Annotated in this window: 17 protein-coding genes and 1 pseudogene; 8 read left to right on the forward strand and 10 right to left on the reverse strand. The window is 68.4% G+C overall.

The window, feature by feature from the left end; all coding sequences use genetic code 11:
- Nucleotides 1-3: 3 nt before the first annotated feature.
- Both AC5Y5V_RS22880 and dmpG read left to right on the forward strand, forming a co-directional pair.
- Nucleotides 4-759 (forward strand): acetaldehyde dehydrogenase (acetylating), encoded by a 756-nt coding sequence (locus AC5Y5V_RS22880; protein WP_499940203.1) that lies wholly within the window; start codon nucleotides 4-6, stop codon nucleotides 757-759.
- Nucleotides 756-1,781, forward strand: coding sequence for a 4-hydroxy-2-oxovalerate aldolase (gene dmpG / locus AC5Y5V_RS22885; protein ID WP_499940204.1), 1,026 nt, complete (start codon nucleotides 756-758; stop codon nucleotides 1,779-1,781). Before AC5Y5V_RS22880 ends, dmpG begins: the two co-directional genes overlap by 4 nt.
- On the opposite strand, the gene AC5Y5V_RS22890 is transcribed toward dmpG, so the two are convergent.
- The 3 genes from AC5Y5V_RS22890 to hisN are packed head-to-tail and all read right to left on the reverse strand — an operon-like array spanning nucleotide 1,774 to nucleotide 5,285.
- Nucleotides 1,774-2,979: an acyl-CoA dehydrogenase family protein gene (locus tag AC5Y5V_RS22890; RefSeq protein ID WP_499940205.1), complete on the reverse strand. Its 1,206-nt coding sequence runs from the start codon at nucleotides 2,977-2,979 to the stop codon at nucleotides 1,774-1,776. The genes dmpG and AC5Y5V_RS22890 overlap by 8 nt on opposite strands.
- A gap of 41 nt (nucleotides 2,980-3,020) precedes the next feature.
- Entirely contained in the window at nucleotides 3,021-4,436 is a 1,416-nt protein-coding gene (locus AC5Y5V_RS22895; RefSeq protein ID WP_499940232.1) for an acyl-CoA dehydrogenase family protein, read from the reverse strand.
- 54 nt (nucleotides 4,437-4,490) lie between these two features.
- Nucleotides 4,491-5,285, reverse strand: a complete 795-nt coding sequence (hisN, locus tag AC5Y5V_RS22900; protein ID WP_499940206.1) for a histidinol-phosphatase — start codon at nucleotides 5,283-5,285, stop codon at nucleotides 4,491-4,493.
- Between the two features lie 23 nt (nucleotides 5,286-5,308).
- Between hisN and AC5Y5V_RS22905 the strand changes: the two genes are divergently transcribed.
- Nucleotides 5,309-5,662 (forward strand): hypothetical protein, encoded by a 354-nt coding sequence (locus AC5Y5V_RS22905; RefSeq protein WP_499940207.1) that lies wholly within the window; start codon nucleotides 5,309-5,311, stop codon nucleotides 5,660-5,662.
- On the opposite strand, the gene AC5Y5V_RS22910 is transcribed toward AC5Y5V_RS22905, so the two are convergent.
- Genes AC5Y5V_RS22910 through AC5Y5V_RS22920 form a run of 3 tightly spaced genes read right to left on the reverse strand, consistent with a single transcriptional unit; the run spans nucleotide 5,659 to nucleotide 9,404 of the window.
- Nucleotides 5,659-6,441, reverse strand: coding sequence for a slipin family protein (locus AC5Y5V_RS22910; protein WP_499940233.1), 783 nt, complete (start codon nucleotides 6,439-6,441; stop codon nucleotides 5,659-5,661). The two genes, AC5Y5V_RS22905 and AC5Y5V_RS22910, sit on opposite strands and share 4 nt — an antisense overlap.
- The gene (locus tag AC5Y5V_RS22915; protein ID WP_499940208.1) at nucleotides 6,438-7,076 is read right to left on the reverse strand and encodes a hypothetical protein; all 639 of its coding nucleotides are present in this window, start codon (nucleotides 7,074-7,076) and stop codon (nucleotides 6,438-6,440) included. The genes AC5Y5V_RS22910 and AC5Y5V_RS22915 overlap by 4 nt, the downstream gene beginning before the upstream one ends.
- A gap of 3 nt (nucleotides 7,077-7,079) precedes the next feature.
- Nucleotides 7,080-9,404, reverse strand: a complete 2,325-nt coding sequence (locus AC5Y5V_RS22920) for a nitric-oxide reductase large subunit (RefSeq protein ID WP_499940209.1) — start codon at nucleotides 9,402-9,404, stop codon at nucleotides 7,080-7,082.
- A gap of 233 nt (nucleotides 9,405-9,637) precedes the next feature.
- On the opposite strand from AC5Y5V_RS22920, the gene AC5Y5V_RS22925 reads away from it, so the two are divergent.
- From AC5Y5V_RS22925 to AC5Y5V_RS22935, 3 genes and pseudogenes are all read left to right on the forward strand, one after another.
- A complete protein-coding gene (locus AC5Y5V_RS22925; protein WP_499940210.1) occupies nucleotides 9,638-10,453 on the forward strand; it encodes a universal stress protein in 816 nt (271 codons plus the stop codon).
- 17 nt (nucleotides 10,454-10,470) lie between these two features.
- Nucleotides 10,471-11,122, forward strand: a pseudogene (locus AC5Y5V_RS22930) (response regulator); the annotation flags it as partial.
- A gap of 6 nt (nucleotides 11,123-11,128) precedes the next feature.
- Nucleotides 11,129-12,838, forward strand: coding sequence for a GAF domain-containing sensor histidine kinase (locus AC5Y5V_RS22935; protein WP_499940234.1), 1,710 nt, complete (start codon nucleotides 11,129-11,131; stop codon nucleotides 12,836-12,838).
- Here AC5Y5V_RS22935 and AC5Y5V_RS22940 read toward each other — a convergent pair.
- Complete coding sequence (locus AC5Y5V_RS22940) at nucleotides 12,818-13,813, reverse strand: Acg family FMN-binding oxidoreductase (RefSeq protein WP_499940235.1); 996 nt, start codon at nucleotides 13,811-13,813, stop codon at nucleotides 12,818-12,820. The two genes, AC5Y5V_RS22935 and AC5Y5V_RS22940, sit on opposite strands and share 21 nt — an antisense overlap.
- Before the next feature lie 191 nt (nucleotides 13,814-14,004).
- Between AC5Y5V_RS22940 and AC5Y5V_RS22945 the strand changes: the two genes are divergently transcribed.
- Nucleotides 14,005-15,402: a WS/DGAT/MGAT family O-acyltransferase gene (locus AC5Y5V_RS22945; RefSeq protein WP_499940211.1), complete on the forward strand. Its 1,398-nt coding sequence runs from the start codon at nucleotides 14,005-14,007 to the stop codon at nucleotides 15,400-15,402.
- Nucleotides 15,402-15,872 (forward strand): group III truncated hemoglobin, encoded by a 471-nt coding sequence (locus tag AC5Y5V_RS22950; RefSeq protein WP_499940212.1) that lies wholly within the window; start codon nucleotides 15,402-15,404, stop codon nucleotides 15,870-15,872. Before AC5Y5V_RS22945 ends, AC5Y5V_RS22950 begins: the two co-directional genes overlap by 1 nt.
- Here AC5Y5V_RS22950 and AC5Y5V_RS22955 read toward each other — a convergent pair.
- The 3 genes from AC5Y5V_RS22955 to AC5Y5V_RS22965 all read right to left on the reverse strand — a co-directional run bounded on the left by AC5Y5V_RS22955 (nucleotide 15,818) and on the right by AC5Y5V_RS22965 (nucleotide 18,920).
- Entirely contained in the window at nucleotides 15,818-16,252 is a 435-nt protein-coding gene (locus AC5Y5V_RS22955; protein WP_499940213.1) for a pyridoxamine 5'-phosphate oxidase family protein, read from the reverse strand. The genes AC5Y5V_RS22950 and AC5Y5V_RS22955 overlap by 55 nt on opposite strands.
- A gap of 22 nt (nucleotides 16,253-16,274) precedes the next feature.
- Nucleotides 16,275-17,237, reverse strand: a complete 963-nt coding sequence (locus AC5Y5V_RS22960) for an Acg family FMN-binding oxidoreductase (RefSeq protein ID WP_499940236.1) — start codon at nucleotides 17,235-17,237, stop codon at nucleotides 16,275-16,277.
- A gap of 96 nt (nucleotides 17,238-17,333) precedes the next feature.
- Nucleotides 17,334-18,920, reverse strand: coding sequence for a serine/threonine-protein kinase (locus AC5Y5V_RS22965; protein ID WP_499940214.1), 1,587 nt, complete (start codon nucleotides 18,918-18,920; stop codon nucleotides 17,334-17,336).
- Nucleotides 18,921-18,939: the final 19 nt, after the last annotated feature.

Consider the following 18,939-nt stretch of genomic DNA (forward strand, 5'->3'; position numbering starts at 1 on the left):
CACATGACCACACAATGGCCGGTGGCGATCGTCGGGACGGACGACGTGGCCACCGACCTGAAGGCGAAGATCACGCAGGCCGCCGGCCCGCTGACCGTGGCCGGGCCCGACGACGACCCCAGGCTCGTCCTCGATCTCACGCCCACCGCAACCGGGCCCTACTGCGTGCCCGCGGTCAACATGGCCGACCATCTCGGCACGCGCCTGAGCCTGGCCACGTCCGCGGCGCAGGCGGCGGTGCCGGTCGTCGCCGCGGTGGGGCGCAGCGGCATCGTGTCGTACGCCGAAGCGGTCACGTCGATCTCGGCGGTGTCCGCCGGTCCGGACGCGCGCGCCAGCATCGACGAGTCCAACCAGGCCACGGTCGCCGCACTGGAAGCGGTGGGCGGCGCCCAGCGCGCCAAGGCGGTGCTGCTGCTCAACCCCGCCGACCCGCCAATACTGATGCGCACCACCGTCTTCTGCCTCGTCGACGGTCCCGTCGATCGACGGATGGCCGAGGCGGATGTGCTCGCCATGGTCGACCGGGTCAGCGCCTACGTGCCCGGCTACCGAGTCAAGCACGCGGTGCAGTTCGAGACGTTCGACGCGGACAACTGCCTCTACATTCCCGAGACCGGCAAGTTCGTCGGTACCAAGGTCACCGTCCTGCTCGAGATCGCCGCCGGCGGCGTCGGCACGATAACGTCGGCGGCGCTGGCCGCCGCGGAGCGGATCATCGGCGCTTATGTCGGCGAAACCATCGGAGCCCGAACATGATTCCCGACCTGTACATCAGCGACGTCACCCTGCGCGACGGCATGCACGCCGTGCGCCACCAATACAGCGTCGCTCAGGCCACCGCCATCGCCCGGGCGCTGGACGAGGCGGGCGTGCACTCCGTCGAAGTCGCCCACGGCGACGGGCTCGGCGGGTCCAGCTGCATCTACGGCTTCGGCGCACACACCGACCTGGAATGGATCGAGGCCGTCGCCGGCGTCGTCAACCGCGCCAGGGTCGCCACCCTGCTCCTGCCCGGCATCGGCAGCGTCGCCAACCTGAGGGACGCGCACCGCGCGGGCGCCTCCGTGGTCCGCGTGGGCACGCACTGCACGGAGGCCGACGTCGCCGCCCGATACCTCTGTGCGGCCCGCGAGCTGGGCATGGACGCGGTGGGCTTTCTGATGCTGAGCCACATGACGACCCCGATGACGTTGGCCGAGCAGGCCCGCCTGCTGGAAGGGTATGGCGCGACGTGCGTCTACGTCGTCGACTCGGGTGGTGCCATGACCATGCGTGACGTCGCCGAGCGCGTCGATGCGCTGCGCCAAATCCTGCTTCCCGCAACGGAGATCGGCATCCACGCGCATCACAACCTGTCGCTGGGGGTCGCCAACTCCATCGTCGCCGTCGAGCACGGCGCCGTCCGCGTCGATGCCTCGCTGGCGGGCATGGGCGCCGGGGCGGGCAACGCTCCGTTGGAGGTGTTCGTCGCCGCCGCCGATCGGCTCGGCTGGAATCACGGCTGCGATCTGCACGCGCTGCAAGACGCCGCCGACGACGTCGTGCGCCCGATGCAGGAGCGGCCGATCCGGGTCGACCGGGAAACGTTGACGCTGGGCTATGCCGGCGTCTACTCCAGCTTCCTGCGCCATTCCGAGGCGGCCGCGGCGCGCTATGGCGTCGACGCCCGCACGCTGCTGGAAGAGGCCGGGCGCCGCGGCGTGGTCGGCGGGCAGGAGGATGTGCTGATCGACATCGCGTTGGAGCTCACGAAGGAGGGCGAGCGGGGCCTTACTTGAGTTCCGCCGACGACAGGCCCAGCAGGCGGCGCGCGACCACCAGTTGCTGGATCTGCTGCGTGCCCTCGAAGATGTCCAGGATCTTGGAGTCGCGGCCCCACTTCTCCAGCAGCGACTGCTCGGAATAGCCGGTGGTGCCGGCCAATTCGACCGACTTCAGCGTGACGTCGCTGGCCATCCGACCGGCCTTGGCCTTGCTGATTGAGGCCTCTTTGGAGTTGGGGATGTTGTTGTCGGCCTGCCATGCCGCCCGCAGCGTCAGCAGGTAGCTGGCCTCCCAGTCGGCTTCCATCCGCAGGAATTCCGCGGCGGCGGCGCTCTGGGCGTGCGACGGCCGGTCGTAGTCGATCTCCACGCCGGCATCGTTGAGGATCTTGCGAATCTCCTCGAGCGCGGCCCGGCCGATCCCGACGGCCATCGCGGCGACGATCGGCCGGGTGTTGTCGAAGGTCTCCATGACCCCGGAAAAGCCCTTGCCCACTTCGATTTCCGGGTTGCCCAGGAGGTTGTCCTTCGGGATGCGGGCATTGTCGAATCGGATGACCGCCGTGTCGGACGCCTTGATGCCGAGCTTGTGCTCGAGCCGTTCGACCGTCACCCCGGGGTGTTCGCGCGGCACGACGAACGACTTGATCGCCGCGCGCCCCTGCGACTTGTCCAGCGTGGCCCACACCACGATGTGGGTGGCGCGCGAACCGGCGGTGACGAAGATCTTCTCGCCGTTGATCACGTACTCGTCGCCGTCGAGGGTCGCGGTCGTCGTCACCGCGGCCGAGTCCGACCCGAATCCGGGCTCGGTGATGGCCATCGCCGCCCAGACCTTGCCCAGGCGTTCCAGCTGCTCGTCGGTGGCGACCGCGGAAATTGCGGCGTTGCCCAGGCCCTGGTACGGCAGCGACAGCATCATCGCCACGTCACCCCAGCTGGCCTCGAGGGCCTGCACCACCGCGGCCATGTTGGCGCCGTTGTGGTTTTCGTCCCTGGCCTCGTCGTCGTCGCGCAGCGAGTCGGCACCGGCCAATCCCTGCGACGCGGAGGCGCCCTCGAACAGGCTGATCAGGGTGTCGAGTTCGACGGGGCGGGTGTGTTCCTTCAGGTCGTACTTGCGGCCGATCGGCCGCATGAATTCCGCGGCGCCCTGGTGGGTCTTGACGATCACCGTTTGCAGCTTGCGCGGTAGCTCGAGATTGATTGCCATGATTGATCTTTCGTTAGGTCGGGTCCGGGTCAGATGAGGACCTAGATGAGGACGACGCCCTCGGCGACGCCGATGGCCCGCAGGTCGCGGTACCAGCGCTCGACCGGGTGTTCCTTCGTGTAGCCGTGGCCGCCGAGCAACTGCACGCCGTCCAGGCCGATCTGCATGCCCTTGTCGGCGCCGAGGCGCTTGGCCAGCGCCGCCTCCCGCGCGAACGGCAGGCCCTGCTCGGCCCGCGCGGCGCCACGCCAGGTGATCAGCCGCAGCCCGTCGAGCTCGATCGCGATGTTGGCGCACATGAACGCGACCGCCTGACGATGGGCGATCGGCTCGCCGAATGCCTGCCGCTCCTTGACGTAGGGAACGACGTAGTCCAGTACCGCGTGCGACGTGCCGACCGCCAGTGCGGCCCAGCCCAGCCGGGACAGCGCGATGGCCTCCGAGTAGTCGGCATCGCTCGCCGCGTCCTCGCCGAGCCGGGCATTCAGCGGCACCGAAACACCGTTCAGCTCAACCTGACCCAACGCCGCGGCGCGCACGCCCATGCTTGGGTCGGCCTTGACGGTCAGGCCCTTGGTCGACGACTCGACGATGAACAGTGCCGGCCTGCTGTTCAGCTGCGCGGCGACGATGAACAGCTCGGCGTCGGCCGCCGCCGGCACCAACGACTTGACACCGTCGAGCCGGTATCCGGATGGCGTCCGCACCGCGGTGGTCTTCAGCCTGGTGGGGTCGAACAACGGATGCGGCTCGGCGATGGCCACGCAGGCCTGCGGGACATTGTCGCCCGCGAACTCAGCGAGGTAGGTGGCCTGCTGATCGGCGCTGCCCCAGTGGGTCAGCGCGGACGCGACGCCGCCGGGAGCCAGGATCGGCAGCGCCAGACCCATGTCGCCGTACGCCAGCGCCTCGGCCACCAGCACGTTGGTCACGGTGGAGCGGTGCGCGGCGATGCCGTCGAAATCCTCGGGAATGTTGATCGCGGTGATGCCCAGCTCGGCCGCCTTGCCGATCAGGTCGGCCGGGTAGGTCGCGGCCTCGTCGGCGTCGTGCGCCGCCGGGCGCAGCAGCTCCGCGGCGAATTCGTTGACGGTCTCGACGATCATCTTCTGGTCTTCGTCGGGCGTCAGGTCGAAGTAGTTCTTGGCGCTGGACTTCAGCCTCGTCGGCGCGCCGCGCAGGTTCTGCACCCGCTTGAACTGACGGCTGGTCGCGCCCATGGTGGAGAACATCTTGTCCACGCCGTAGCGCAGCGTCCGGTTGAACGGATCGCGTAGGCGGTATTTGTCCAGGAAGTCCTGGCCGGCGATCGGCGCGAGCACCGACAGTGCGATGTCGATCCCGGTGCGCTTGTGCGGCTGCAGCCCGACGCCGGACGCGGGGGCGCGGCGCTTGGAGCGGGAGTTGGAACTGGGCAGAGTTTCGGTCATGTCAGCAGCCTCTGTCGTTGGGGCGATGCGAATAACCGTATCTTACTCCGGAGTAAGATAGCTAGCGCCGTGTTAGTTAATTCACACCGACGCGGCGTCCAGGCTGGTCAGCACCGGTTCCTGCAGCAGGCCGTTGGTCGCGACCGCGCTGCCGCCGTGCGGGCCGACGGCTCCGTTCAAATCGGTGAACTGGCCGCCGGCCTCGCGCACCACGATGTCCAGCGCCGCCAGATCCCACAGCGACACCTCGGGTTCGGCGGCGATGTCGACGGCACCCTCGGCCACCAGGCAGTACGACAGGAAGTCGCCGTAGGCGCGCACCCGCCACACGGCGTCGGTCAGTGCGACGAAACGCTCGCGCAGGCCGCGCTGCGCCCACCCCGACAGGCTGGAAAATGACAGGCTCGCCGAACCCAGTTCCGGCACCGAGGAAACGGTGAGCCGACGCGGCGGCGCACCGTTGGCCGCGGCGAACGCGCCCTGGCCGCGCGCCGCCCACCACCGGCGCTGCAGGGCCGGCGCGCTGACGACGCCGACGACGGGCACGCCGTCGTCGAGCAGCGCGATCAGGCTGGCCCAGACCGGCACCCCGCGCACGAAGTTCTTGGTGCCGTCGATCGGGTCGATCACCCACTGACGCCCCGTGAAAGCCGTTGTGCCACCGAACTCCTCGCCGAGGACGCTGTCGTCGGTCCGGTCGCGCGCGAGCGCTTCACGCAGGTCGGATTCGACCGCCCGGTCGGCGTCGGTCACCGGCGTCAGGTCCGGTTTGGTGTCGACGCGCAGGTCGAGGGCGCCGAACCGGGCCGTGGTCAGCCGGTCTGCGCGGTCGGCCAGCGATAGCGCCAGCGTCAGATCGTCGTCGGTTCGGCTCATGCCAGCAGTCCTACCATGGCGGGGTGTGGGAATTCGTTGTTCTACTCCTGTTGCTCTGTGCCCTGGCGGTGCTGCTGGGCCCGCGATTCATCCGGCGCGGTCCGCGCGGTGAGGTGCTGTCCGGCACGCTGCTGGTCACGGGCGTGAGCCCGCGCCCCGACGCGACGGGCGTGCAGTACGTCACCATCGCCGGTGTCATCAACGGGCCCAACGTCAACGAGCACGCGGTGTATCAGCGGATGGCTGTGGATGTCGACCGATGGCCGTCCATGGGCCAATTGATGTCGGTGGTGTATTCGCCCAAGAATCCCGACAATTGGTGGTTCGCGCCGGGCGAATCGCCTGGGCGGCGCGACGACTCTGGCCGGTGGTATTAGCGGCCGTCGAAACTGTCGGCGACGCTCTTCAGCAACTCCGGATGCCGCAGGAACGGCGTGATGATGTCGACCGGCAGCGGGAAGACCACCGTCGAATTCTGATCCGCCCCCAGCTCCAACAGCGTTTGCAGGTATCGCAACTGCAGTGACGCCGGGCTCTTGGAAAGGGTTTCGGCGGCTTCCCGCAGCTCCTCTGAGGCCTGCAGTTCGCCGCGCGCATTGATGACTTTCGCGCGCCGCTCGCGTTCGGCCTCGGCCTCGCGGGCCATCGCCCGCTGCATCGACTCGGGGATTTCGACGTCCTTGATCTCCACTACCCGAACCTGCACGCCCCACGGCTCGGTCATCTTCTCGATGATCGTGCGCAGGTCGCTGTTGAGGTCCTCGCGGTGGGCCAGCAGGGTGTCCAGGTCCGCGCGGCCCAGTAGCGAACGCAACGTCGTCTGGGCGATCTGCGAGGTCGCCACCGCGTAGTTCTCCACCGCCAGAATCGCTTTCAGCGGATCCACTACCGTGAACATCACGACCGCGTTGACCCGCGCCGGCACGTTGTCACGGGTGATCAGCTCCTGCGGCGGGATGGTCAGTGTCACCAGTCGCTGGTCGACCCGAATCAGCTTGTCCACCAAGGGAATCAGGAACCGCAACCCGGGTTCGTAGAGCGGACGCACGTGGCCCATCCGGAACACCACCCCGCGCTCGTACTCGCGCAGCACGGTTGTGGAAAACAGCGCGAGCACGGTCAGCGCCGCGATCACCGCGACGGCGACGACGATCAGGGTTCCGGTGTCGATGTCTTGTCCTCCTTGCCTTCCCAGCTGCCCCAGCGGGTCGAGTACTGGTCGATCGCGGCGGCCACCTGGTCTTCCAGAGCGGTGCGGTGCGGCAGGTGTTCCGGCGCGTTGGACGGAGTGTTCCACAGATGCCGCGCCAGCGGCAGCCCCAGCAGCACGACCACCAGCACCGTCGACGTCAGGACCAGCACCTCACTGACGGAATGGCTGGTTATCAGCGTTGCCAGCGGCAGCACCACGCCCAGGGCGGCCACGCTGCAGGCGATCCCGCGATGGAACCGCCCGGCATCGGAGTGCGGCCACGGATCGATCTCGCGGCTGATCTCGCGGCCGTGATCCGATGCGGTGCAACCAGATTTGACCGGGCAGCTGTTGCACACCACCGGCAGCGCGCGATAGCGCATCACCCGGTGCTTGGGATCGAACGACGTCGGCCACAGCCAGTGGTCCTGGGGACAGACCCAGGCGTCGTGATCGGGCCGGTACACGAATTGGCCGGTGCGCCAACGCGCCGCGTGCGCCGAGGCCCGCCGCGCCATCCCGTCGAAGCCCCACCCGATGGCGACCAGCGCCAGCGAGTACGCCGAGATCAGCCAGACGGACGTAGCCGGCGCACCCATCCGTCAGTCCTGCACCGGGGCCTGCGCCCCGACCTCCGTGTAGAGCGGGTGTTCGGGCAGCTCGTCGACCGTGGTGCCGGAGCGGAAGTTGCGCAGCGCCGTCCAGGCGATCCAGACAAACGGCAACACGCCACCGCCGATCAGGATGACGTCACCCGGCAGCCGCAGCCATTCCAGCACCGCGTTGCCCGGCTTGGTGATGTAGCCCAGCGAGCGCGCCTCGAAGTAGCCGTCGTTGACCGAGTGATACAGCTGCATCACGCCCAGCGGCAGCAGGGTGGCGAAAACCATCCAGGCCAGGCCGATGTTCATGCACCAGAACGATATTCGGGCCAACTTCTCCGGCCACTTGTCTGCGGGAATCACATATCGGAAGGCGAACATCGCAAGGCCCACGGCGAGCATGCCGTAGACGCCCATCATCGCCGCGTGCCCGTGGTTGGCCGTCAGCGCCGTGCCGATCTGGTAGTAGGACACCACCGGCAGGTTGATCAGGAACCCGAAGATGCCCGCGCCCAGGAAGTTCCAGAAGCCCACCGCGACCAGGAACATCACCGCCCAGCGGTGCGGGAACGGGTTGGCGTCGCCGGACTGCTGGCGCGCACCCAGTTGCAGGAACGCCCACGCCTCCACCGTCAGGAAGGTCAGCGGAATGACCTCGGCCGCCGAGAAGAACGCGCCGAGCGCCATGTGCTCGACCGGGGTGCCGGAGAAGTACAGGTGATGCATGGTGCCGATGACGCCGCCGGCGGAATACAGGATGACGTCGAGGAAGATCACCCCGAGCGCGATGCGTTCGCGTACCACCCCCAGCAACACGAACATGTAGGCCACCATCACGGTGGTGAACAGCTCCAGGAAGTCCTCGACCCACAGGTGCACCACCCAGAACCGCCAGAAGTCGGCCACGGTGAAGTGCGTACTGCTGCCCGCCAGCAAACCCACGGCATAGAACATCGGGATCGCCAGCCCGGAGAAGAAGAACAGCCACGGCATGTTCATCTTCGACTCACCCTTGAGCCTGCTGCGCATGCCGCGCCAGATGATGGCGATCCAGATGAACAGGCCCGCGACCAGCAGGATCTGCCACAGCCGCGGCAGGTCAAGATATTCCCACTGCTGAGAGAACAATCCGCCCTCGGGAATCACGCCGTAGATGGAAAGCGCCTCGGAGATCAGCGATCCGAACACGACCACGGCCACGGCACCCAGCAGCACGTACGCCAGCAGCGCCTGACGTTTCGGTTCCCGACGGGCGATGAACGGTACCAGGAAGATGCCGCCGGCCAGGAACGCCGCCGCGGTCCAGAACAGCGCCAACTGCAAGTGCCAGGTGCGCGCCAGGTTGTAGGGCAGCACGCGGGCCAGGTCCAGGCCGAAGAACGTCGACAGATCCGCCCGGTAGTGCTCGGCCGCCGCGCCCAGCAGCGTCTGCGCCAAGAACAGCACCGACACCACGGCAAAGAACCAGATGCAGGCCCGCTGCGCCGCCGTCAGGCTCACCTCACCGGGCTGGCGGAACGATAGCGTCGAGGATTCGGCGCTGTGCCAGCCGACCTTCTGGCTCCACCGCCCATAGACCGCGAACATGACGCCGATGCCACCCAGCAACGCGATCAGCGACAGCGCCGACCACACGATCACCGCCGCCGTCGGGCCGTTGTCGACGCGCGACTCGGCGGGCCAGTTGTTGGTGTAGGTGTACTTGTGGCCGGGACGCTCGGCCGCCGCGGCCCATGCCGTCCAGGCGAAAAAAGCCGTCAGCTGGCGGATTTGCGTCTTGTCGGTGATCAGTTGCGGCAGCAGCCCGTATTTGGTCGAGTTTTCCCCGAAGTAGGCCGCGTACTGGCCCTGGATATGGTCGAGTGCCGCGGTCTGCCGATCGGTGAACGTCAGCGTCTTGCTCTGCGGGTCGTAACGGTTGGTCCGGAATTCCTTGACCACCCGCTCATGCGGATCGGCCACGCCCTGCGCGCGGAATTGATCGGTGACGTCATTGGTCGCCAGTCGCAGGTATTCGGCGGTGTAGTCGGGCCCGAGGTAGGCGCCGTGTCCCAGCACCGACCCGTACTGCATCAGCCCGCGGGCCTGAAATAGCTCCTGACCCTTGACGATGTCGTCCTTGGTGAACAACGTCTGGCCGGACTCGCTGACCACCTTGTCCGGCATCGGCATCGCCGCCGTATAGGTGCGGTACGCCAAAATGCCCATCACCAGGAAGCCGAAGATGAGCACCAGTGCGACACCTTGCAACCAGCCCTTGCCTATCAGGGGCTGCGCCGAGGGTTGAGCGGAACTGGGGGACGACGAAATCTGCGGAGCAGCCATTGAAGAGAACTCCTGTCTAGGCGATGGGCCGTATCGCCGGACTACACATGAACATCCAATTCCTGTTGTGCTGCGTCAGTCATCGTACGTAATTCCGATATCGGTTGGAAGAACCCCAATAGGGACCAAAGTCCCCGATCCGGTGACCATTGCCTCTGGGGCGGCAGGGTGCCCGCAAATAGCGTTCAGGTTAGGGAGTCAACTACCCGCCCGCTCAAGCAGAGGAGATCGCGATGAGCAGCATCCAGTCAGCTCCGGCCGTCGTCGTCGGCGTGGACGGATCACGGGCGGCGTTGCAAGCGGCGCTGTGGGCCGTCGACGAGGCGGTCAGCCGCGACATCCCGCTGCGGCTGGTCTATGTCATCGACCCGGTGCAGTCGTTCGGCGACGGCGCGAACGAGATGCGCAACACGATCGCCCGCGCGGCACTGTTCGACGCCTATCGGGCCGTCGAAAGGGTTCAAGCCGCGGGGCAGCCGGTCAAGATCGAGACCGAGGTGTTGTGGGGCAGGCCGCTGACCAAGCTGATGCAGGAGTCGCGGACCGCGGCGATGGTCTGCGTCGGATCGATCGGCCTCAACCATGCCTGTCGCGGCGAAGGCACCGTCGCGGCGGCCCTGGCCGCCTCGGCGCTGTGCCCGGTCGCCGTGATCCACCGGGCGCCGGGCTCGTCGGCCAGCCCCCGGGTCAGCGGGATCGTCGCGGAAGTGGACAATGGTGTGGTGCTGCGTCACGCGTTCGAGGAGGCGAGGCTGCGGGAAGTCCCGCTGCGTGCGATCCGTGCGCACATCCCCGAGGCACCGGATGACACAAGCGACGGAACTCATTCGGCGCAAGGGCAATTGAGTCGCCGCCTGGCCCGCTGGACCCGGCTGTACCCGGACGTGTGGGTCGAGCCGACCGTCGTTGCCGGCAGTGCCTCCCACTACCTGGCGCGCAAGGCCGACCCCGGCTGGGTGTTCGTCACCGACGCGCACACCGCCCACGACCTGTACGGGGCCTACACGGCGGGTTGTTCGGTGCTGACCGTGCGGTGCGGGAACTTGTAGGAGGAGGAGCGGGCGCCTTGGTAAAGGTCTTCTTGGTCGACGATCACGAGGTGGTGCGGCGCGGGCTGATCGACCTGCTGGGCGCCGACCCGGAACTCGACGTCGTCGGTGAAGCGGGCTCGGTGGCCGAGGCGCTGGCCCGGATCCCCGCGGCGAACCCCGACGTGGCCGTGCTCGACGTCCGGCTGCCCGACGGCAATGGTATCGAGTTGTGCCGAGACCTGTTGTCCCGTATGCCCGATCTGCGCTGCCTGATCCTGACGTCCTATACGTCCGACGAGGCGATGCTGGATGCGATCCTGGCCGGCGCCAGCGGATACGTGGTCAAGGACATCAAGGGCATGGAACTCGCGCGCGCAGTCAAGGACGTGGGCGCGGGGCGGTCTCTGCTGGACAATCGCGCTGCCGCCGCGCTCATGGCCAAACTGCGCGGCGCGACCGAAAAGCACGACCCGCTGTCTGGCCTGACCGACCAGGAACGGACGCTGCTCGGGTTGCTGAGCGAGGGCCTGACCAACAAGCAGATCGCCGACCGGATGTTCCTCGCCGAAAAGACGGTCAAAAACTACGTGTCCCGGCTGCTGGCGAAGCTGGGCATGGAGCGCCGCACCCAAGCCGCAGTGTTCGCAACGGAATTGAAGCGCTCGCGGACCGCCGACGGATGACCCACCGAACATGACCGACGAGGGCGTCAGCGGACTGCGGCCGCTGCGAGACACGTTGTCGGGGTTGCGGCTTCGCGAGCTGCTGGCCGAGGTGCAGGACCGCGTCGGGCAGATCGTCGAGGGCCGGGACCGTCTCGACGGCCTGCTGGAAGCGATGCTCGTGGTCACCTCGGGGCTCGAACTCGACGTCACGCTGCGCACGATCGTGCATTCGGCGACCAACCTGGTCGACGCCCGCTACGGGGCACTGGAGGTCCACGGCCGGGACAACCGGGTGCTGAACTTCGTGCACGAGGGCATCGACGAGGACACCGTGCGGCGCATCGGCCACCTGCCTGAAGGCAAGGGCATCATCGGCCTGCTCATCGACGACCCCAAACCCCTGCGCCTGGACGATCTTTCGCGGCACCCCGCGTCCGTCGGCTTCCCGGCGAACCACCCGCCGATGCGGACCTTCCTGGGCGTGCCGGTCCGCGTGCGCGACAAGTCCCTCGGCACCCTGTACCTCACCGACAAGACCACCGGACAGCCGTTCAGCGACGACGACGAGGTGCTGGTGCAGGCGCTGGCCGCCGCGGCGGGTATCGCGATCGCCAATGCCCGGCTCTACCAGCAGGCCAAGGCGCGGCAGTCGTGGATCGAGGCCACTCGGGACATCGCCACCGAGCTGCTGTCCGGCACCGAACCCACGACGGTGTTCCGCATGGTCGCCGAGGACGCGACGAAGCTGACCGGGGCGGACGCGGCGCTGGTGGCAATACCGGTCGACGAGACAGTGCCGGCGGCCGACGTGCAGGAGCTGCTGGTGATCGAAACCGCCGGCAAGATCGAGGGTTTCGAGGTTGGAAAGACCATTCCGGTCGCGGGAACGGCCCTGGGTGACGTCTTCGTCAACGGCGCTCCGCGCGCGGTGGACCAGCTGAACCTGGACGGGGCGGACGACATCGGCGCGGCGCTGCTGCTGCCACTGCGGGCCACCGACACCGTCGCCGGCGTGGTCGTCGTGCTGCTCCGCGGCGGGTCGGGCTCATTCGACGACAAGCAACTCGAGATGATGGCCGCGTTCGCCGACCAGGCCGCGTTGGCGTGGCAACTGGCGACATCGCAGCGCCGGATGCGCGAAGTCGACGTCCTCGCCGATCGCGACCGGATCGCGCGCGACCTGCACGACCACGTCATCCAGCGGCTCTTCGCCGTCGGCCTGTCCTTGCAGGGCACGGTGCCGCGGACCCGGGAACCCGAAGTGCAGCAACGGCTTTCCGAAGCCGTGGACGACCTGCAGGCGGTGATTCAGGAGATCCGGACCACCATCTTCGACCTGCACGGCGCATCGCAGGGCATCACCCGGTTGCGGCAACGCATCGACGAGGCGGTGGCGCAGTTCGCCGGTTCGGGGCTGCGCACCACGGTCCAGTACATTGGCCCGGTGTCGGTGGTCGACGGCGTGCTGGCCGACCACGCGGAGGCCGTCGTCCGCGAGGCGGTGAGCAACGCCGCGAGACACGCGCAGGCCACCACGTTGACGGTGCGGGTGAAGGTCGAAGACGACCTGTGCATCGAGGTGAGCGACAACGGCCGCGGGATGCCGGAAGAAATCACCGGCAGCGGCCTGACGAATCTGTACCGGCGCGCGGAGCAGGTGGGCGGCGAGCTGACCCTGGAAAGCGGTCCGGGGGCCACGGGGACGCTGCTGCGGTGGTCAGCCCCGCTGGTCCAGTAGGTTCTGCCACTCGACGACCCGGGCGAGGCGTCGCCGCGGCGTGGCCGGCAGCGGGTCGGCATTGATGGGCGCCCAGCCGACGCGGAGCAGCATCTGCGGGTAGCCGCTGTCACCGAAGACGTCGGCGCGCACCGCATCCCGGGTGTCGCGGAGCTCCAGTGGCTCGGTGATCGGGCAGCACGCCAAACCCATTGCGGTGGCGGTCAACAAGACGATGCTGGTCGCCTCGCCCGCCCGCAGCCGCGCGAGCCGGTCGTCCTGCCCGGTACCCAGCGCCAGGATCGCGGCACTGTCGTCGGCGGGGGAGATGCCCGCCGGCTGTGTCAGGCCAGGGCCGGCGAACATCCGCCCGGGGATCGGGGCGCTGGCGTCCGGTTCCGGTGTGCTGCGAGCCGGCACCCCGGCCACCGCCCCGTAGCGCCCGCTCCAGGCGGTGAGTTCGCGCATGTACTCGTCGTCGTGCGCGTGGTCCCAAACCGCTTGGCTGACAATGGCTCTCATTCTGTCGACGGCGTCGACCTGGCGCAGCATGACTCCACTGCGCGCCGCGCGGGCGGCCATCTGGGCGATGTCTCCGCCCGGCACCGGCCAGGAACTGTAGGCGCGCCGGTCGGTCCGCCGGCGCGGAATGGCGGCCGCGAGCGCGATGTCGGCCTGATCGGGGGTGTGCGGCTGGACCTCGATGGTCGCCAGGTGGCGTGGGTCGCCGGAATCGGGGAATCGGGACACCTTGGCGTGCCAGCCCATCGCCGCCAGCGCGACGACGCAATGATGCAGGGCGACCCCGCAACTGATGATCAGGTCACGCCCGTCGGGATCGGTGTTGGGCAACTGCATGTCCGGCTCGGAGAACAGATCCAGGCTCGCAGAGCCCACCCGCCACCGCCACGGTTGCGTGTTGTGGATCGAGGGCGCCCGGGTGGCCAGGGTGAGCACCGTCCGGAGGGTCTCAGCGTCGGGGAACTCGGCGGTCATGGCTGCCTCCCTGGTCCGACGGGCCTCAACTTTGGTGGTCATGCCATCCAGAATCGTCTCGCCGGGCCGGTGTCGGCAGAGCACGAAGCCCCCGGCGGCGAGGGACTTTCGGCCCTGCCCGCACCCCCGCCGACCAGCGAATACTGATACTCAGAGTTGCACTTATCCCTCACATCCCGGAGGTGCGGATCATGGACCACCTGACCACACTTGATGCCGGGTTCCTCAAAGCCGAAGACGCCGACCGGCGGGTCAGCCTCGCCATTGGCGGCTTCGCGGTCATCGAAGGACCGGCGCCCGAACAGGACGCGCTGGTGGCTGCGCTGGAAGAGCGGATGCGGTCATGTCCGCGGTTCGGCCAACGCCTGCGGCTGCGCCCGTTCGACCTCGGCGCCCCCGAATGGGTGGACGATCCCGACTTCGACATCGAGCGGCACGTGCGTCGCGTCGCGCTGCCGCATCCCGGCGACGACCGTCAGCTGCACCGGTTGATCGCCGACGTGATGGCGCGGCGCCTGGATCGCGATCGTCCGCTGTGGGAGCTCTGGGTGATCGAGGGCCTGTCCGACGATCGGTGGGCAATGCTGACCAAGGTGCACCATTGCATGGCCGACGGGATCGCCGCGGCGCACATACTGTCCGGGCTGTGCGATCCCGATACAGCCGGGGTCGGCGGCGACGGGGACGGCTACGCCCGCCACGTCGGCGCCGGCGCGCCGACGAAGGCGCCGTTGCGTCCGCTCGGCCTGCTGGGCCGGCTGTGGCGGGCGCCGTCCGTCGTGGCGGCGGGCGTGGTGCGCGCGGCGCTGGGGGCCGGGGAGATCGCCGCCGGATTGCTGAGCGCCGCCCCGTCGCCGCTGACCGGGCCGCTGAGCGACCTGCGCCGCTACGGCGCCGCGCGGGTCGCTCTGGCCGACATCGAGCAGGTTTGCCAGACCTTCGGCGTGACCATCAATGATGTTGCGCTGGCGGCGATTACCGAAAGCTACCGCAATCTCCTGGTCGCTCGCGGCGAGGAGCCACTGCCCGATTCGTTGCGCACGCTGGTGCCCGTGTCGGTGCGTGCCGCCGATGCGTTCGGCACGACCGACAACCGGGTCTCGTTGATGCTGCCCAGCCTGCCGGTGGACGTCGAAAACCCGGTGGAGCGGCTGCGGACCGTGCACGCCCGGCTGGGCCGCACGAAGGCGGGCGGGCAACGGCAGGCCGGAAACATCCTCGTGTCGCTGGCCAACCGGATTCCGTTCGCGTTCAGCGCGTGGACGACCGGCCTGTTGATGCGGCTTCCGCAGCGCGGAGTGGTGACCGTGGCGACCAATGTGCCGGGACCCCGCCGGCCGCTACGGATCATGGGCCGACGGGTGCTGGGCGTGTTTCCGGTCCCGCCGCTGGCGATGCACCTGCGCACCGGCGTCGCGATGCTCAGCTACGCCGACGAGCTCTTCTTCGGCATCCTCGCCGACTACGACGTGGTGGCCGACGCCGATCAGCTGGCCCGGGGCATCGAGGCCGCGGTGGCCCGTCTCGTGGCGATCAGCAAGCGGCGCAAGGTTCCTCGCACCCGCGGACCGCTGTCGCTGGTCGTGTGATGGCGATCGGGGATCTGGCCGACCGCGCCGCCGTCGAAGCGCTGCTGCGGCGTTTTTACGGCCGGGTGTTCGCCGACGAGACACTGGCCGAGCCGTTCGCGGACCTGCGGGCCAAGGGACTGGACGCGCACCTGTCCATCATGTGCGACTTCTGGGAGACGGTGCTGTTCGGGGCTGGGCTGTATCGTGGTAGCGCGCTGGTGCCACACCGCGCGGTCAATGACCGGACTCCGTTGTCCGGCAGCCACTTCGTGCGCTGGCTGACGATCTGGCGGGACACGGTTGACGAGATGTATCGCGGGCCCGCGGCCGAGCGCGCGAAGATCCAGGCGACCCGGATCGGGTGGGCGATGCACCGCCGGCTCACCGGCGTCGACGCGCGCGAGCTTGACGCCCTGCTCGCGGGCGGCGCCGTTCAGGACGAAGCGAAGCTCGCGTTGGGGTCCGGCTCCGGGCCGAACCTGAACTGACGGCCGGTGACCTCGGACGGCGTCACCCGCACGTAGTGGATCTTGGGTGTCGCGGTCCACGTCATCAACTGCGCGCGATCGGCTTCCGCGATTTCGGCCTCGGTGCGCAGCAGCTTGGCGCGGCCCCGCACGATCACGCTCCAGCCTTCGGCGACGTCGTGATCGTCGGCCTCGAAGACCACGGTGTGGTTCGCCACCGCGGAAAACAGCTTGGTGCCCTCGGCGGTGCGGAACAACACCGTCCGGTGTTGCACGACGTAGTTGACCGGGAAGATCTCCGGCTCACCGGCGAACGTGGTGACCAGCCGGCCCAACGCGACGCCCCCCAGTCGGCGCCAACTTTCGTCTTCGGACAGGACGGAAACTGGTTCGAGAGTCATGCGTGCAACCTTCCTGGAACTTCTACCGAATCTCAAACACGCTGGCCAACGGCCGCCGCGGTGTCGGGGCGGGCAGGCCTTCCATGAGTGATGCGACGCCCGCGCGGATCACGACCTGCGGTTCACCCCGCCCACCGATGAGGTCGCGCACGATATCGCGGCTCTCCCGCGATTCGATCAGGTGGGTCAACGGGCAGGTCGCCATGCCGGCCACGGTGCACTCCAGCAATAAAGTCGACAGCGCCTCGCCGCACCGCAACACGTCGGACCGGGTGTCCTCCGGCGTCGACAGCACAAGGATTTTCGAGTCGTCAGCCGCGACTTCCGGTCGGCGATCCTGCCCGCCGCGGACCGGGAAGTCCCGTCCCACGTCGACCCTGAGGCGCTCGACGGCGGATGCCAGCGCGCTCGGCGGCACGCCCTGCGCCAGGGCGAAAGGCGAAGTCCACCATTGCAGTTCGGCATGATACGAGGAATCGTCGCGGCGTAGCGCCGCAGTGAGCCGCGACGCCTCCGCCAAGCGTGGCCGCTGGTCGTCGGTGAGCACGTGCAGCATCACGTCCTCCCCGAAACCGTCGGCGATTGCGCTCCGCAGCACCGGCTCGAAGGGTTGCCAATAGGCGGGGCGGTCAAACGGCAGCCGGTCGGTCCGTCGTTGCAGGATCGCCTCGGCGCGGCTGCGCTGTGCGGGGGTGGCGTCGTCGATGGGGCTGAACTCGGCCGTTGCCACCTGATCGGGTTCGTCCGGGTCGGGGAACCGCGTGATGTGCGCCCGCCACCCCGCTGCCCTCATCGCGACACCGAAATGGTCCAGCACGGCGCCGCAACTCAGGATCGCCTGGCGGCCGGAATGGTCTGTGGCGGGTACGGTTCGGTCGCGATCGATGAACAGGTGAGCCGCGTCGCCGTCGACCACCCAACGCCAGGGCTGGCTGTTGTGCACCGACGGTGCGCGGCAGGCCAGCAGGACCGCGTTCCTGAGCACCTCGATGTCCACGTAATCGACGTTACGAAGACCCACCGTCGCTCAGTAGGGCCATAGGTCCTGTGGTTTCTCGGATTCGGGCCGGTTCAGGCCGGTTCACGCATAGTCGTCCCACCACGTGTGCAGGTCCTTGATGGTGGCCGGATCGCCGGAAACGTCACTGAGCATGAGCTTTTGGTCGTTGGTCCAGATCACATTCGGGTGGTTGTTGTAGGTTCCGCACGCGACCATGCCGGCCATGTCGTTGGGGGTGGGGTCGTAGTGCCAGCTGACCGGTGACTCGCCCTCGCCGGGGCAGTTCACCAGGCTGACGTTCGAAATGTCTTCCTTGAAGGCCTTTTTCAGCGTGTCCGGTGTTGGGAACAGGCCGTAGGTGGCCTTGCTCGGGCCGCCGGGCTGGCTGTTCTGCCCGCAGGTCACCATGGCCACCGCCGACGTCCAGATGCTGCCCGATTCGGGGGTCGCGGGCGTGCAGGTGCCCGCGACATAGCCGGGCGGCAGCAGGCTGAGCAACCGGGCCTGGACGTCGTTGGGGGCCGCGGCCGACGCCGGCGCCGTCTTCCCCGTGCGCGGCTGCGCCTGGTCGGCGGCGGGCGACGGCTTCATCACCAGCCACATGCCGACGGCGGCGACGACGAGGACGACGAGGGCCGCGGCGGCCGCGATCGGCCAGCGGCCACGTTGGCGCGCGGGGCTCGGGCTGGCCTCGACGGCAGGCGCCACGGTAGCCGGCGCGGTCACCGGGGCGGGCTTTTCCGCTGGCGCGGCGGGTGCCTCGGGGGTTTCCGTGGTCACCTGCGGCGCATTGTCGATCCGCCGCAGGATGGTGTGCGCGCGGTCGCGGTCCGGGCTGCTGAGCGCTTCGTGGGCCGCCGCCGCCAGCGCGCCGGCGCTGGCGTACCGCTCGTCGGCTGACTTGGCCATGCCGCGCTCGATCACCGCGTCGAAGGCCGATGGCACGTCGGCCCCTTCCAGGCTGGGTTGCGGGATCGGCTGCATCATGTGCGCGGCGATCAGCACGCCGGTGCTGTCGTCGCGGTAGGGCGGCGCCCCGGTCAGGCACTCGTAGAGCACGCAGGCCAGCGCGTAGATGTCGGCGCTGTGGGTCACCTCTTCGTTCGTAAACCGTTCGGGCGCCATGTATCTGTAGGTGCCGACCGCGGTGCCCATCTGGGTGAGCTTCTCGTCGCTGCGCGCGCTGGCGATGCCGAAGTCCACCAGGTAGGCGAAGTCGTCGCGGGTCACCAGGATGTTCGGCGGCTTGACGTCGCGATGCGTCACCCCGGCGGCATGAGCCGCATCGAGCGCCGAGGCGATCTGGTGGATGATGGCCACCGCGCGCGGCGGGGTGAGCGGCCCGTGGTCTTCGAGCAGGCTGGCCAGGTCGATGCCCTCGATGAGACGCATCTCCACGAACAGCTGACCGTCTATTTCGCCGTAGTCGTGGATGGGTACCACATGGGGTTCCAGCAGGCGGCCGGTGATGCGGGCTTCGCGTTCCATCCGGGTGCGGAACACCGGATCCTGGCTCACCGCCTCCGACATCAGTTTCAGTGCGACCGTGAACTTCTTGACGGTGTGCTCGGCCTCGTAGACCTCGCCCATGCCACCGCGGCCCAACAGCCGCTTCAGGTAGTAGGGCCCGAACGAGGTCTCGACCCGCGTGCCCTGCGGTGCGCTCATCGCTGACTCCTCAAATCAA

The organism is Mycobacterium sp. NGS68 (genome assembly GCF_059812195.1).